The organism is Niabella insulisoli (genome assembly GCF_039652435.2).
Classification (GTDB): Bacteria; Bacteroidota; Bacteroidia; order Chitinophagales; family Chitinophagaceae; genus Niabella; species Niabella insulamsoli.
The window spans coordinates 2,790,553-2,803,959 of the sequence record NZ_CP190246.1 but is presented as its reverse complement, the minus strand read 5'-3'; the positions used below and the strand labels follow the sequence as shown (position 1 = coordinate 2,803,959).

Here is a 13,407-nt window from a genome sequence, read left to right as displayed (position 1 = left end):
CACCACTAATCAACCAGGAAATTTATTCAAAAAGCTCATATTTCGATTTGGGTCGCAATGCTTCTTTCCAGGTAAAGCCTTCGAGTTTCATTTCTGAAGGCCTTTTTTGACGGATAGGATAGATGGTGCCCGCTACGTTCGTTCGAAATGCTACCTTGTGTAACTGCTTATTTTTAAAATAGGAATCGATGATATCACATGTTGATTGATTAACACCCGTAAAGGCGCTGTCATCATCCTGCAGGTAGTAGATACATTCGGCCGAACCCTTTGCCCTGACCGAATCGAGGCCGCCATCTAAAAAGAAGGCATCGATGCGCGTAGATTTAATCTGGTTGTAGGCTTCATTGCCGATATAATTTACCATAAACCCGTTTTTGAATGCTTCCATCCAATGCGGCTGTTTATTTTTGGTGTGAAGTAATATCGTATCGCCGGTGATCTGGCTTTCTTTCCCCCACACAACGGGATCTTTGTATAATCTGAAAGTTGAATCCTTAAAGGAGTAAAAAAGGCTATCGGAGATGGCCTGCATGGAATCGGAATAAATTCTCACATTGTGAAATGCTTCGAAATAGCGATCCGTACTGTCGGTGGAAGTGGTTTTGGCAGAATCTCCGGCAATCGTGCGTGCATCTTTTTTGATCACGGGCAAAGCGGGCGCCGGGGTTTTTACCAGGGTGACCGTGCTGTCGCTGACCAGGCTGTCTGTGGTGTCAACCAGCGTGGAGTCTGGTTGTGGCGTTGCTTTAGCTACCACCGTGTCGTTGGTCTGCGGTTGCGTTTCCGTTGCCGGCGGAATTTCAAAAAGGTCAGATAACTTGGCGCTAAATAAAGTATCGGCGGCGATGAAGATTGAATCATTATCCTGCTTTACGATCATTACCGGTTTTTGTGTGGCCAGGATCGCCTCGTTCAGGCGGTTTTGAAAAATTCGGTTGGCGATAATGATTGTGCCCCGGGTAGAGTCAACTGCGATGGCGTTCCCTTCTGCTCGTGCAATGTTATCATCGAGGTAAACATCGTCAGCCAGCAGTGTTGATTTATTGTCATCGTTAATAAAGGGCCGCTGCCTAAACTCGGCCTGGCCCGTTCTTAAATTATAATAACCGTCGCGCGTGTCAATGCTTCTGCGCGCACTGTCTTTAATATGCGTCATGGCGATAAACGTCGCAACCTGGGTGCCGGTATTATACATTAAAGAATCGGTTGTGATGTGATATGCCGGATCTGTAACCACTACATTCTTTCTGAAGTAAACATCTTTAATATCTGAATAATATTCGCCCTCTTTGCTGGTGATTACCGTTTTTTTATTGACCACTTTCCCGCCTTCTTTATAAATACCCATATTCGTGGTCATATTATAATCGAGGCTGGGCGTGGTGAGCGTTGCCTGTCCATCGGTTAGCTTTACGTTGCCGTCCAGTTTGGCCAGTTGAGGGGTGCCGAAATAGTTCAGGTGGTCTGCATAAATATTGGTGGTGTCCGCATCGTTGATGTGCACATGGCCCCAGGCTTCAAAAGTGTTGAGGCTGTCATTTTTAACTGCTTTGTCTGCTTTGAAAATAGTATTGCCCTGTTGCAGGATGACGTTTCCTGCAAAAGTGGTAATCTTCCTGTCGGGTTGAATTTCAAGCGAATTAGCGGATATAAATTTTATGGTGTCATTAAACGCAGTTTTCACAACGCGCTTTTTGACAAAAGGCGCAACGTTTACCGATGCGCCGTAGGCCATAAGACAGCCCAATATAAATATCAATCCGGGAAGGAGTAAAAAATGCGGTTTTGAATTTTTGTTTATCACTTGGGAACAGAATCTTTTATCGCCGGCGCAGTTAACTCACCTGCTTTATTTTTTTTGCCAAAAACAGAAATGTTGACATATCGTTTTGGATGAACGCGAAGATCGTCCAATAAAATTTCTGCACTCAACAATACGTCGTTAAGTTTATTATAAACTTGCCTGTCGTTCATCAGTGCGCCGAGGCTGCCGTTGGGGTTATTGATGTTGCTCACAGCGGCATTCAGGTTCGAAATAGTGCGGTTCAAACTGTCGATCGTTTGCTGAAATTCAAGCTGTTTTAGGTTGCCGGTAAAAGTATTGGCATTTGACAAAATACCTTCTATCGCCTCATTTTGATTTTTTAAATTGCCAGTGATGGCGCTCACATTATCCAGGGTCTGCGCCAGCGGTTTATTAACACCCGTCAGCAATTGATTAAGAGCGGCGGTAGAGTAATTTAAATTGGCAATGGCATTTTGAAGGTCGCGCTGGGTATTAGCGTTTAAAATATGGTTGAAATTGGACAAAAGCAGCGTTACCGAGTCCGCTACTGTTTTTACCTTATTCATCAGCGGTTTGGCTTCTGAGGTCAGGTTTCCCAGAAGGCCGGCTTCCTCTTTTGTTGCAATGCGGTTGCCATCTTCCAAACGTTTTTTTGAATCGCCCCTTTCTATCACAATGGCCGACGAACCTAAAAGGCTTCCTTCGATATAAGCTACCGAATTAGCAGGAATATTCACATCTTCTGTGATGCTGAGGATTACTTTCACAGCGCTCACATTTTCATCGGCGGGCTCCATCGAGTAAACCGTGCCCACCGTCAAACCATTTATTTTAACAAAATTTGATTTTTCAAGTCCCCCTACCGACTTAAAGATGGCGTACAGTTTCGGAGTATGGTTAAAGATATCTTTTGCTTTTAAAAATCTGAACCCTGCAATGAGTATGAGGATGGCGCCAATGGCCAAAGCACCCACTTTTACTTCATTTGAAATTTTCATCGGTATGTTTTTTCTTTAATTTGGTTGGTTGCACCGGCTGTTTTAAACTGCTTCGGGCACTCATAGTTTGATAATCAATTTGCTACGCATTCATAAGACAAAATATATGCCTATTTTTCTTTTTCACGATTACGCATCAAAATTCAGGAAAATACTTCAAATAATATGCGCTATCCGTATTTTTCCAAATAAACCTTAACCGCGTCCACAATATTCTTCACAATGGTGTTCTGGCCGTCTTCGCTCATTAGGTAGGCCTGATCGTCATTGTTGCTTATAAAGCCCATTTCAACAAGGATACTGGGCATTCCCGTTGCCTGCAATACCCATATGCCTTTATGATTCCGCTGTTGTACGCCGCGGCTGGTTCTGCCACTCGAAACAAATTCTTTTTCAACCAAAGTTGCCAGCGCGTAGCTTTTTCTAAAATAATGCTGCGCATAAATAAGCATCCGTGCTTTTTCAGCCGGATCATTCAGGTCAGGCAGTTTCAGGCTGTCGGCATCGGTTTCGCCCTCTTCTTCATTGTAGTAATCCTGGTCTTCTTCGGGGAGATTGTTGCGCAAAGACGAAAGTTTCTGATCGTTTTTATTGACCGCCCAAATATAGGTTTCCGTGCCTTTGGCTTTATTCTCCACCCAAACATTTTCATATCGGTTGACGTAGTAGGTTTGTTTGACTTTTTTACTTCCTTTTTTCACATAGCGCGTTCGCGCGCTGCGGCCCACCACTTTTTTCGTATACCAGCCACCGGGTTGGCGGCCGGCGGCGTTGCAATGAAGTGAAATGAAAAGGTCGCCATGGTTTTCGTTGGCAAACTCTGCCCGGAAGCGATTGGCGGCGTTGGCGTTGGTATGATTGCCGGGGAGCGGCTGATAGGGCCGTGTTTCCAGTGTTTTAATAGAAGGAAAAGTGGTTCGCAGCGCACGCGCGAGTTTTTGAGCCACCGCCAGCGTGATGGTTGCTTCGTTGGTTTCCGTTCCTCTCGCGCCCACATCGGGGCCGCCATGTCCCGCATCCACAATAATGGTTTTAATCGAAGGTTCTGCCGGCTGGGCATATACATGAGCACAAAAACAAAAAGAGCAAATTGAAAATAAAAAGTATCGAATCATCAAATAATATAAAATTTATAAATCCTTTTAACAATCCTGTTGAGCACCTTGTTAATTTAAACCAAATGCTTTGACAATCTGATCTGTAGTTCTCATATTTGCACAGAACTGTTCAAACATAATTTTTAAAAAACAACCGAAGCGACTTTTTACAGCATTTTTCATCCACGCCGATTAAAATAGAATGAAAAAATTACTGTACGTTTGCGAACTTTGAAAGCCGATGCGCAAATTTAAAAGAATTTACCATGCCGTACTTATACTCGCTGTTATCTCGCTTTTAACAGTTAGTAAACAAATTGGCGCCATCAATTTCGGCCTACAGCAAGTTGCAACTTCGGAAATCGATACCGTTCCGGCTGGCAATAATATCCCCCCGGCGATTGATACTATTCCTTCCGACACTATCCCGGTAATTAAAGATTCTTTATCGTTGGCCGACAGCACGCTGATCGATACCACGCAGCGGGCCCGCTCTGATACTTTTACGCTGAAAATTTCGAAAGACACGCTGTCTGCGCCCGTAACCTACACAGCTGCCGATTCTGCCATTGGCCTTGTTCAAAACAAAACCATTGAACTATATGGAAAGGCCAAGACCGAATACGAGTCCAGCTCGCTCGAAGCGCCTTATTTAAAATTAAACCAGGCGACGGGCATTGTGTCCGCCGTTTCCGGAAGAGACAGTACCGGCGCTATCAGCGAATATGTGAAAATGAATGATGGCCAGAGCGAGTATCAGTCTGATAGTTTAAATTATAATTTTAAAAATCAGCGCGGTATCATCTCGGGCACCATTTCGCAGCAGGGGGAAATGTTTGTGCATTCGCAGCTATCAAAAAAGGTAAACGAAAACACGGTCTACGCTACCGGTAATTTCTTTACAACCTGTAATCTTGACCATCCTCACTTTGGTTTCAGGGCCAATCGTGCGAAAATCGTAAACAAAAAACTGGCCGTGACCGGCGCTGTCCGCCCCGAGTTCGATTCGGTGCCGGTTCCTATCTATTTGCCTTTTGGTTTTTATCCCCTTTACCAGGGCCGTCATTCGGGTTTTATGGCGCCCAGTTTTGAAACCAACGACCAGGAAGGCGTGGGGTTATCCCAGTTTGGTTATTACCTCGGCATCAGCGATTATTGGGACGTGCAGTTTTACGGGGATATTTATTCGGGCGGAACCTGGAGGTTGAATGCGAATCCCACTTACCGGAAAATCTACAAGTATCAGGGCAACCTGAATTTTAGTATCCAAAGTACCAGGAGAAATACCAAAGGCGATCCCGATTTTTATAAAAGTAATACCTATGCACTTTCTTGGTCGCATAGCTCCGACAGCCGATCGCGGCCTGGTGTTACTTTTGGCGCCAACGTGAATTGGAGCACTACGGGCTATAACCGAAATTTATCGAACTCTTTTATGGGCCAGGCGCCTTATAATAATGTAATGAGCTCTTCGATTACCTATTCAAAGCAATGGATCGATAAGCCTTTCAACCTGACGCTGGCGATGAATCATAGCCAAAATAATTCTACGCATTTGATGACCATTAATTTTCCCACGGCCAACTTTGCGGTGACAACGCTTTATCCTTTTCAAAAAAAGGAAAGCGTGGGGTCGTCAAGAAAATGGTATGAGCAATTGGGCATTGGTTACACAGGAAGTTTCAGGAATGACTTTAATTTTTATGATACGCTTGCCTATTCAAAAAGCAATAATCTGATTGACAACAGAAGGATTTATAATTTTTTACTGGATACGGCTCGTTGGAGCGCCAATCATAATATTCCGATCACATTGTCGCTACCGGCCATTGCGGGCGGCGCATTGGTGATTGCCCCTTCGGTTTCTTATTCGCAGGAGTGGGTAGATGGTATTAGCACGATGACCTGGGGGCCCAGAACTTTTTATACGGGCGCGGTAAACGGCGGCGATAGTTCTTATGTTAAAGACACCATCAACGTTAGCCTCGAACGCGGTTTTAATATTAAACAACAGGCCTCTTTCGGTATATCTTTCAACACAGCTTTGTATGGCAACTATCAGTTTAAAGGAGAGAAGGTAAAGGCCCTCCGGCATGTTATCCGGCCACAGTTTGGTTTAAATTATACTCCTGATCTTACCAAAAATTATTGGAAAACCGTGCAGATTGATACACTTGGAACCAAGGCATTATATAACCAATTAGATGGTTTGTATTCCAGGCCAGTAACGCAATTTACGAGCCGGCGATCGGGCGGAATTAATTTCGGGATCGATAATAATCTTGAAATGAAAGTAAAAGCCAAACCTAAAAAGAAGAAAGACGAGGGAGAAGAGGATGATGAGAACGAGGAGTTTGACAATACGCTGGATACTTATGCCAATACTTCAAAAGAAGATGCGGAAGATGGTATAAAAAAGATTAAACTGATCGATGGTTTTGGTTTCAATGGTTCCTATAATTTTCTGGCAGAAGAAATGAAACTTTCGCCGATTAATATGTACTTCCGGTCTAATTTATTCGAAAAGATAAATCTCAATGCCTCGGCTACATTAGTTCCATACAAGCTAAATGATTACGGCTATGCTACACCAATTTACGCATGGGCAGAGGGAGGCAAAAAAATCGGAACGATTACTAATGCCAATATTTCAATGAGCACGAGTTTTCAAAGCAAGCCCAAGGATCCTGAAAAAGCAAAAGCCAGGGAAAAAGCCATTAATGAGCGGTTAAACGATCCGATGTTGATGGACGAGCAGCAAAGGCTGATGGAATATGCGCGCCAAAACCCGGCAGAGTTTGTTGATTTTAATACACCCTGGTCTATAAGCCTTTCCTACTCACTGACCTATTCGCGCAAAGGCCGTAACCTGAATACGCTTCAGAGCTCGGTAAGCCCCGTTACGTCGAGTGTCAACTTCAACGGCAGTTTTAACCTGACGCCCAAATGGAATTTCAGTGTGAACGGTTATTACGATTTCACCACCAGCCAGATCCAGACTTTTTCCATGGCGATATCCAGAGATTTGCACTGCTGGCAAATGGCGATCAACGTAACGCCGATCGGCTTGTACCGCTTCTTCAACTTCACGATCAGCCCGAAAGCCGGCATACTGCAGGATCTGAAGATCAATCGCACCCGCTCATTTGTTACCAACCCGCGCTAATCAGGCTTTCTTTTTTCATCAAGGATGAATTGATACATCGTCTGATAAACTTTCTCTTTTAGCTCAACAGCCGTTAAACCTTCGGGCGAAACGGGAGGTAGAAACCGGATCTCGAGGCGGCGGGGCAAAAAGAAAAAAGTCTTATTTAAAGGAACTGCTTCTTTCGTGCCTGAAATAATCGCAGGAATGACTTCGGTTTTCGTTTCGTGGGCCAACTTAAAAGCGCCGTTGTAAAATGGTTTCAGGGGCTCCTTGGTTCGGTTGCGGGTGCCTTCGGGATAGATGCACATATGCATACCCATTTTCAAAACCTGCTTCATTTTATCAAAGCTTTCTTTACGGCTGCGCTCGCTTTTTCGATCTACAAGCACCGACCCTTTGGCATAATACAGGCCGAATAAAGGAATTTTAGCAAAGCTTACTTTGGCGATGGTTTTGTTGGCCCCCGGGATAAACGGGGAAGAAAGCGGGATGTCTAATAAAGAGTTGTGATTGCAGGTGACAATATAACTTTTGCCTTTCTTAAAATTTTCGGTGCCGCTGATTTTTATCGGGCATCCGATCAGGAACATCCAAATACGCATCCATATCCTTGAAACATAAATTAAATAAGCCGTTCCCCGGGGTTCGGGAATCAGGTAAGCGATCAGCGAGATGGGCAGTACCATCAGAAAAGTAACAATAAATGAAACAAGGCCCCATGTTGCCCATATCCGCCCGGCTATTTCTTTAAAAATGTTCATGCGCACAATTGAATAACCGCAAAAATAGTTGATTTCAATTTCGACGATTCAGCTTTCCGCGGCTATGCTGCAACCTTCGCATTTTCTGAATGTGTTAGTCAAGCTGCCAGTCGATAGGGCTGATGCCTTTCTCTATCAGGTATTCATTAGCCTTTGAAAAATGGCGGCAGCCTAGAAAGCCATTATGCGCCGACAGTGGCGACGGATGCGCGGCTTTTAATACCAGGTGTTTGGATTCGTCTATGAAGGCCGCTTTTTCCTGGGCAAACTTTCCCCAAAGCAAAAACACGATATGTTGTTTTTCTTCCGCAATCGTTTTGATCACAGCGTCGGTGAACTGTGCCCAGCCAATCCGGGCGTGGCTCATCGGTTCTGCAGCCCTTACGGTAAGCGAAGCGTTGAGAAGAAATACGCCCTCGGCTGCCCATTTGCTAAGGTCGCCGCTCGAAGGCCGCGGCAGGCCTATATCGCTTTGCAATTCTTTAAAAATATTAACCAGCGACGGCGGGGGCGGAACTCCTTTTTGTACCGAAAAGCAAAGTCCGTGCGCCTGCCCCGGCCCGTGATAAGGATCCTGGCCCAGGATCATTAATTTGACCTTATCGAAAGGCGTCGAATTAAAAGCGTTGAAAATCATCTGCCCGGGCGGATAGATAATTTTATGAAGCTGTTTCTCCGTTTTCAGATGCTCAACAATATGCGCGAAATAGGGCTTTTCAAACTCACTTTTTAGTTTTGCCTTCCAGGATGGTTCAATTTGTACATTCATTTAGCGGTCTCCTTAAAAACATCAAACATAAGATTTTTTCGAGCTTGTCCATAGCTTGCGGTTGAGCGCGCCCATGTTGTGGGATGGTTTTTGTATCTTAATAAAAAATAATAAAACCGTGCTCTTTTTAATCAGGGCTTGGCAGAAAAAAATTAAATTGCTTTTCTCATTTTGATGTTATGGACTATATAGATTATTACAAAGTATTAGGCGTAGATAAAAAAGCCACAGCGGATGATATTAAGAAAGCTTATCGAAAACTGGCGCGCAAACATCATCCGGATTTAAACCCCAACGATGCGGAAGCTGTGAAAACATTTCAGCAAATCAATGAAGCGCATGAAGTGTTGAGCGATCCGGATAAACGGAAGAAATATGATCAATATGGCGCCGACTGGAAGCATGCGGACCAGTTTGAGCAGGCGCGGCAGCAACAACGCCGGCAAAGCAGTCAGCAAAACCCATTTGGCGAGGGCACGCATTTTTCCTATAGTAGCGAGGGCGATTTTTCGGATTTCTTTTCGCAGATGTTTGGCGGAGCCGGCAGCCGGTCGCAGGCGAATGTTAAATATAAAGGACAGGATTTTCGCGCGGGCGTGCAACTCAACCTGACGGAAGCTTATAAAACCCACCAACAAACTTTCAATGTCAATGGTAAAAATATACGCATCACCGTGCAGGCGGGAATTGAAGACGGCCAGGAAATTAAAATCAAGGGTTATGGAGGGCCGGGTGTGAACGGTGGGCCCAACGGGGATTTGTTTATCACTTTTACCATCGTTAATAACACGGCTTTCATGCGTCGCGGCAATGACCTTTATTTGAACGCCCCGCTGGATTTATATAAAGCGGTATTGGGCGGTGAAGAAACCATAGATACCATCGACGGAAAAGTGAAGCTTACCATCGCGCCCGAAACACAAAATGGCGCTACGGTAAGGTTAAAAGGAAAGGGCTTTCCCGTTTACAAAACCGAAGGAAGCTTTGGCGACCTGTATATTACATGGCAGTTGGAGCTGCCCAAAAATTTAAGTGCTAAAGAAAAAGAACTATTTCAACAATTGGCCAGCGAAGCCTCAAAAAAATAAGATATGGCAAATGAAAATGAAATTTTAATGGAGGATTGTTGCAGATATTATAGCATTGAAACCTCTTTTGTACAAACGCTATTTGACCAGGGCCTGGTGCGGCTTGAGTATCATGACGAGTCTTATTTTATCCATCACGATCAGCTTGCGCTGTTGGAAAAATATATGCATTTGCATTATGACCTTGAAATTAATATGGAAGGGATTGAAGCCATCAGCCACCTGCTCAAAAAAATAGAGCATTTGCAGGCCGCCTTGCGCCAACAAAAAATCCGCTAATCTATTAATATCCTTTAACAGCTGGAAATGCTGCAAATTGGTGCTTGGAGCCATGCACAACCGATTGCACAATGCTTTGTGGTTAGGAACTTTAGGTGTTTCTTTGAACGTCCTTTTTTATATGATTCCAACCACAAAAAAATTATGAAGCGTTTATCTTTTCTGACTGCCCTGTTCTTTATTGCTTCAGGCTTATTTGCACAACATAATCTGCCCGTCGAATTAATAACGCCCGATATCGTTTCGGTAAACAGAATGCCGATGCGCGCAAGCGGTTTTGCTTTTGAAAACCGTGCGGCGGCGGAAAAAAGAGCCAAAGAAAAATCAGGCCGTTTCCTTTCGCTAAATGGCGCGTGGAAATTTAATTGGGTACAAAATCCAAACGACCGCCCGACAGATTTTTATAAAGCCGATTTTGATGACTCGCAGTGGAAAAACTTTCAGGTGCCGGCCAATTGGGAGTTGAACGGCTATGGCTTGCCGATCTATGTAAACCAGCCCTATGAGTTTGCCGGCGCGCGCTACCGGGGTGGCCGCTTAAATCCGCCGTTTGATATTCCTGAAGACAATAACCCAGTAGGGTCGTATCGGAAAAAAGTGATCATCCCTTCCGACTGGGACGGGCAGCAGGTATTTATTCATCTGGGCGCGGTTAAATCTGCATTTTTTATTTGGGTAAACGGGAAGAAAGTGGGGTACAGCGAGGATAGTAAACTGGCTGCAGAATTTGATATCACCGATTATGTCAAGCCGGGCGAAAACCTTATCGCTTTGCAAGTGTATCGATGGAGCGATGCCAGTTATCTGGAATGCCAGGATATGTGGCGTATTTCAGGAATCGAGCGCGACGTCTACCTCTATGCCACGCCCCGAATCGATCTGCGCGACTTTAAAGTACAAAGCAATCTGACCAACAACTATAAAGACGGTGCGTTGGATATCGACATTGAAGTGAACAGTTATAAAACGGATTTGAAAACGCTCCATTCCAAAGCTGATTCTTTTTCGGTTGAAGTGGAACTTGTAAATGCCCAGGGAACGCAGGTGTATAAGGAAAGCAGTAAACCTTTTTTGACCGTTTTGGGAAAATACAAAACCAAAGTTTCCTTCAAAAAATTAATTCCCGGTGTAAAAACCTGGTCGGCCGAAACGCCCTATTTATATACTTTGTACATCACCCTGAAAGACAAGAGTGGTGCGGTGTTGGAAGTAGTGCCTGTGCGCGTAGGCTTTAGAAGCATTGAGATCCGCGGACGTGATTTTCTGGTAAACGGAAAGCGCGTGTTTTTTAAAGGTGTTAACCGCCACGAACATAATGCTAAAACCGGGCATACCTTAACCCGGGAAGATATGCTGAAGGATATGGAGATGATGAAAAAGCTAAACGTAAACGCAGTGCGCCATTCTCACTACCCGCCCGATCCTTACTGGATGGAATTGTGTGACGAGTTTGGTTTGTACGTTATAGACGAAGCGAATATCGAATCGCATGGACGCGGTTATGATTTGCAATATACTTTTGCTAATGATAAAAACTGGCGCAACGCCCATCTGGCCCGCATCACGCGTATGTACGAGCGGGACAAAAATTATCCTTCCATCATCACCTGGTCGTTGGGTAATGAGGCAGGAAACGGGGTTAATATGTATGAGGCTTATGATTGGTTGAAAAAAACAGATACACGCCCCGTACAATATGAGCGTTCCGAAAGTGATTATAATACCGACGTGCGTTGCCCCCAATATCCTTCTCCGGATTGGGTAGCCAATTGGGGCAAGGCAAAAGATCTGCGGCCGCTGATTATGAGCGAGTATGCGCATATCATGGGCAACAGCCTGGGGAATTTTAAAGAGTATTGGGATGCGATCGAATCAACGCCGGGGGCGCAGGGTGGATATGTATGGGAGTGGATCGACCAGTCTTTCGATACGGTAAAAAATGGGAAACGTATTATGGCCTATGGCGGCGATTTCCCGTTAACCGGCCCGGTAAATGAAGATTTCAGTGATAACGATTTTTGTGTGAAAGGTGTGGTGACTGCGTATCGCCAGCTTACGCCGATGGCCGTTGAATTGAAAAAGGTGCATCAATATATTAAAACCAGCTACAAGGGATCTAACGTCATTAATATTGCCAATACCTATTTCTTTAAAGCCCTCGACAATGTATCTCTGCATTGGGAGGTTTTGGAAAATGGCAAAATCGTTGAAAAAGGCGCTGTTAGTGAACTCAACATTCAACCCCGTGAAAATATAGATCTTCCCCTACCTGTTAAAATCAAACCGAAGGCAGGCGCGGAATATTTTTTAAATGTTTATTATCGACTCAAAGCTGCTGAGCCTTTCCTGGAAAAAGGATATGATATAGCGTATGAGCAAATGGCTTACGCGGGCGGCGCTCAGCCGGAAATTATAAAGCCGGCAGGTACTCTAAAAGTGCAGCGCTCAGCTGATGAATTGACGCTTAGCAGTAAGCATTTTACCGCCGTATTTAACACTTCCGCGGGGTTACTCACTTCTTATAAAGTAAAGGGAGTGGAAATTATGGCGGAAGGCCCGAAACCTTCATTTTATCGGGCGCCAACCGACAACGACATTGGGGCCAGGTTGAATCGGTCGCTGCGCGAATGGCGAAGGGCCTACGACAGCGTTCAGGTAACGAATGTTGACGCAGAGCCGCAAAGCAACGGGGCTTATCTTGTGAAATTTACCAAAGATATTGCCGGCGGTAAGGCGACGACCATGCAGCGTTTCACCGTCTATGCAGATGGAAGCATTCATATTGCCAATGATTTTAAAATAGCAGATGGGGCGGCGAGATCGCTAATGCGTATCGGCAACAACCTGCAATTAAATAAACAATTCAGTAATATTCAGTGGTATGGCCGCGGGCCATGGGAAAATTATTGGGATAGAAAATACGCCAGCAGTGTCGGCATTTACGAGCAATCTCTCGATCAACAATACTTCTCGTATGCGCGCCCGCAGGAAAGCGGCAACAAAACGGATGTGCGCTGGTTTACACTGACTGACAAAAAAGGAAAGGGGGTGAGGATCGATTTCGCTGATAGCCTGCTTTCTTTCTCAGCATTGCCTTACAATATTGACGACCTCGATCCGGCGCCTGAAAAACATCAGTTTCATTCGGGTGAACTGGAACAGAGGGATAAGATTTTTATGCATATCGATTTGTTGCAGCTGGGTGTTCAGGGAATCGACAGCTGGGGATCTATGCCACTGCGGAAGTATTGGATCACACCCGGGCGTTACGCTTATAGCTATTGGGTTCGTCCTTTGTAGGCCAGCCGGCTGCATTTTGCGCAATCGTTTGTACGGGAAGTTGCCCAAAATACTCAATATATTCGCTTATCGATCGCAATGACGAATTGAAGATGATTGCTGTCAGAACCAGTAAAAGCAACACGTTGCAATGATAAAGCGCTGCTAATTGAGAAGTTTCATTAAAGAAAATCGCGGC

9 protein-coding genes are annotated in these 13,407 nt (G+C 44.8%); 4 read left to right on the top strand and 5 right to left on the bottom strand.

Going from position 1 to position 13,407, the window contains the following annotated elements; all coding sequences use genetic code 11:
* Positions 1 to 22: 22 nt before the first annotated feature.
* From ABDK00_RS11570 to ABDK00_RS11560, 3 genes are all read right to left on the bottom strand, one after another.
* A complete protein-coding gene (locus ABDK00_RS11570; RefSeq protein ID WP_346237242.1) occupies positions 23 to 1,738 on the bottom strand; it encodes an OstA-like protein in 1,716 nt (571 codons plus the stop codon).
* Positions 1,739 to 1,803: 65 nt separating this feature from the next.
* Complete coding sequence (locus ABDK00_RS11565) at positions 1,804 to 2,787, bottom strand: MlaD family protein (RefSeq protein WP_346237243.1); 984 nt, start codon at positions 2,785 to 2,787, stop codon at positions 1,804 to 1,806.
* Between the two features lie 170 nt (positions 2,788 to 2,957).
* Positions 2,958 to 3,902: an N-acetylmuramoyl-L-alanine amidase gene (locus tag ABDK00_RS11560; RefSeq protein ID WP_346237244.1), complete on the bottom strand. Its 945-nt coding sequence runs from the start codon at positions 3,900 to 3,902 to the stop codon at positions 2,958 to 2,960.
* A 223-nt stretch (positions 3,903 to 4,125) separates the two neighbouring features.
* On the opposite strand from ABDK00_RS11560, the gene ABDK00_RS11555 reads away from it, so the two are divergent.
* On the top strand, positions 4,126 to 7,050 hold the full coding sequence (locus ABDK00_RS11555) for a putative LPS assembly protein LptD (protein ID WP_346237245.1): 2,925 nt from the start codon (positions 4,126 to 4,128) through the stop codon (positions 7,048 to 7,050).
* On the opposite strand, the gene ABDK00_RS11550 is transcribed toward ABDK00_RS11555, so the two are convergent.
* Complete coding sequence (locus ABDK00_RS11550) at positions 7,047 to 7,793, bottom strand: lysophospholipid acyltransferase family protein (protein WP_346237246.1); 747 nt, start codon at positions 7,791 to 7,793, stop codon at positions 7,047 to 7,049. The genes ABDK00_RS11555 and ABDK00_RS11550 overlap by 4 nt on opposite strands.
* Before the next feature lie 94 nt (positions 7,794 to 7,887).
* On the bottom strand, positions 7,888 to 8,562 hold the full coding sequence (ung, locus tag ABDK00_RS11545; RefSeq protein ID WP_346237247.1) for a uracil-DNA glycosylase: 675 nt from the start codon (positions 8,560 to 8,562) through the stop codon (positions 7,888 to 7,890).
* 179 nt (positions 8,563 to 8,741) lie between these two features.
* Between ung and ABDK00_RS11540 the strand changes: the two genes are divergently transcribed.
* From ABDK00_RS11540 to ABDK00_RS11530, 3 genes are all read left to right on the top strand, one after another.
* Entirely contained in the window at positions 8,742 to 9,650 is a 909-nt protein-coding gene (locus ABDK00_RS11540; protein ID WP_346237248.1) for a J domain-containing protein, read from the top strand.
* Between the two features lie 3 nt (positions 9,651 to 9,653).
* Complete coding sequence (locus ABDK00_RS11535) at positions 9,654 to 9,929, top strand: chaperone modulator CbpM (RefSeq protein ID WP_346237249.1); 276 nt, start codon at positions 9,654 to 9,656, stop codon at positions 9,927 to 9,929.
* 144 nt (positions 9,930 to 10,073) lie between these two features.
* On the top strand, positions 10,074 to 13,229 hold the full coding sequence (locus ABDK00_RS11530; protein ID WP_346237250.1) for a glycoside hydrolase family 2 TIM barrel-domain containing protein: 3,156 nt from the start codon (positions 10,074 to 10,076) through the stop codon (positions 13,227 to 13,229).
* Positions 13,230 to 13,407: the final 178 nt, after the last annotated feature.